A 2,813-nucleotide genomic window follows, 5' to 3' on the forward strand; every position below is an offset into this window, starting at 1 on the left:
CGATGTAAATTCATGTTTGGTGGCGATAGCGGAGGGGTTCCACACGTACCCATCCCGAACACGACCGTTAAGCCCTCCAGCGCCGATGGTACTTGGACCGCAGGGTCCTGGGAGAGTAGGACGTCGCTAAGCAAGATTAAAGAGCACAGCCTTAATGGGCTGTGCTCTTTTTGTATACCATAAGGCTTTCGCGTTTTGGAAAATATACAAGAAACCCATACATATACTCCATTCCACTAAATTAATATGATTGGGGGATAACTACAATAAAGCTTACAACACTCTGCATATCGACCGATAGTGAAGTCAAACATAATGAAATTTATAAAGCAGCAAGTCTCCAACAACAGGGAGCCTTGCTGTTTGCCGTTACTGTTTTTTGAGGGGGAAGATTAAAAGTAAGGCTATAAATTTCTAGAGAACAGGTACTTTTGAAGCGAGATAGAAACGTTTCTATTAGAGTTTGAAAAGAAAATTCATAGCTTTGGGAGAGAAAAACTCAATCCGAACTGAATTTTTTAGACGAAGAGTCAGAAAAAAATATGCAAAATATGGTCCTTTAGGACTATGAAATAACAATATTTATTACAAAATTAAAGAGTTATTAATTTTGGCTTATGTGAGCTTGATACAAATTCAATCCATTATTTAGGAGGTTAAAGAGGGTTGCGGAAAAAGGCGGAATTTGTCGGATGATATCAGGTTGAATTTGTTACATTTATGTTAATGGCATGTAAAGATAAAATTGTTGTAGGATAAGGGGTTGGAGCTTCAATGTAAATCATAATGAGTTTAGTTTTACAAAATTCGTGAAAACCAAAAATTTCGTTTTAAACTAAATTAACAGATCATGATTGACAGATAACTAATACAAAAAGTGAAATTGTTGCTTTTGAAATTTGGAAACAAATAACATAATATGGATTTTGTTTTATTTTTATGAGCTCTATCAATTTAGCCCTTTTGTCCCATGCCAAGCGGTTTTAAAGTTTGTATATTTAAAAACAGTTAGAAAGTGTTGGAAGAAAAAAAGAGATATAAGGATTTACTGTAAAATTATGAACTGCATAGAGGATGGAGGAATTCATTTGACAACTCGATCACAATCTTGGTTCGCAAAAACAGAGGTCCAACCGACTGCGAAGCTCCAACTATTTTGCTTCCCCTACGCTGGTGGTGGCGCTTACATATTTAACTCTTGGAAGTCTAGGTTCGCGCCTGATATTAACGTGTTGCCTATACAACTTCCAGGACGTGAAAGCCGCTCAACAGAAGCTCCAATGGATACTCTTCAGGACATCGTTCAATCGTTGATTCCCGCTATGGCCCCATACATGCATAAGCCGTTCGCTTTTTTTGGGCACAGTATGGGTGCACTGATTGCATTTGAAACAGCACGACAGTTGTACAGCAAAACTGGAAAGCTACCTGTGCATATCATCATATCTGGTAAATCCGCACCACATCTTCCATACTCCAAAAAACGACTCCATGATTTAGCAGACGATTCTTTCACCGAAGAGCTTCGTTTGATGCAGGGAACACCTGAAGAGGTGCTGCAAAATGCAGAATTGATGCAAATTATTATGCCTCGTCTGCGTGCAGATTTTAAGGTATGTGAAACTTATGTTTATCAGCCGGGAAATCCACTGGTATGTCCGATGACCGTTTTAGGCGGAATGAAGGATTTTGAGGTTAGCACAGATTCACTCCATGCCTGGCAACAGCATACGACATCACCTATGGATGTTCAGATGTTCGAAGGTAATCACTTTTTCATCCATGAACAAGAACAAGAAGTTATGAGCGCAGTCGAGAACATTCTTTCTACATCCTCGCCGATGGCCCACGCGGCGGCAGCTCATACAGCTTACAACACAAGCACCCTACAACCACGATTCAGACAGAGTTGAATGTCCCACACATCACGATACACTTCGTTATTACCATCTCAGCAACAATCGACAACCAACCCACAACCAAGATGCAAATTCCAGCATAGTTCAAAATCGCATTTTATTCTGTACGGATACTCATGCATCCAAACCCAGAGTTTATCTCAACGACGTCCACAGCCAATATAAAAAGTTCGCACTGAAAAAGTGTGGGCAACGAAAAGAGGGATGCCCTTGTTTCGATCAAATTCTGCTTTTCGGAGACTCGCACGTTATGTAAGGCCGTATAATCTATGGGTTTTCATAACGGTGATCGCCTCCTTGTGTTTGGCAACTATTGACATTGTTTTGGGTAAGGCTATTGAGCAAATGGCACAGGGGACATTCTCCTCTACCCAGAACATGATCTATCTGGTTGTTGGTATGACGCTTATTGGAATGCCCTGTAAGTTTGTGATGAGGTACGCTTCAGCGCGTTTTAGTGTTAGTGCTCTGCGCGACTTGAGAGGCGATCTCGTACATAAGTTTTGCGATTTACCGGTTTCCAGCGTGGAAAGGAAATTTACCGGAGATTTGGTATCCCGTCTAACCAATAATACGGCAGTATTACAGAACTTTTTTATCCAGCAGTTTGCCAATCTGTTTTATTTACCGCTTGTGTTTACGGCATCACTCATATTGCTTTTACTGACAAGCTGGAAACTGATATTGGCAAGTCTTGCGCTCATGCCAATAGGAATGATCATAACATCACTAATGAGCAAGCCGATTGAAAAATATTCCGCAGATCTTCAGGAGAAAATTGCTCATTTGAACGCTGTGGGGCAAGATGCAATCGGAGGAATCCCTATCGTCAAGGCATTCAATATGCAAGCTGTGCTGTTGAAGAAGTATATGGTGATTATGGAGGAGGTCGTC

General features: G+C 40.7%; 2 protein-coding genes and 1 rRNA gene. All 3 read left to right on the top strand.

Annotation, left to right across the window (positions count from 1 at the left end; all coding sequences use genetic code 11):
- Window positions 1-15 precede the first annotated feature (15 nt).
- Window positions 16-132 (top strand): 5S ribosomal RNA (gene rrf / locus GRP75_RS23505).
- A 956-nt stretch (window positions 133-1,088) separates the two neighbouring features.
- Window positions 1,089-1,913: a thioesterase II family protein gene (locus GRP75_RS23510; RefSeq protein WP_028541396.1), complete on the top strand. Its 825-nt coding sequence runs from the start codon at window positions 1,089-1,091 to the stop codon at window positions 1,911-1,913.
- 216 nt (window positions 1,914-2,129) lie between these two features.
- Window positions 2,130-2,813, top strand: a 684-nt coding sequence (locus tag GRP75_RS23515; protein ID WP_160790519.1) for an ABC transporter transmembrane domain-containing protein, incomplete at its 3' end; no start/stop codon positions are given.

The organism is Paenibacillus sp. OT2-17, assembly GCF_009827695.1.
In the GTDB taxonomy this organism is placed as follows: domain Bacteria; phylum Bacillota; class Bacilli; order Paenibacillales; family Paenibacillaceae; genus Paenibacillus; species Paenibacillus polymyxa_B.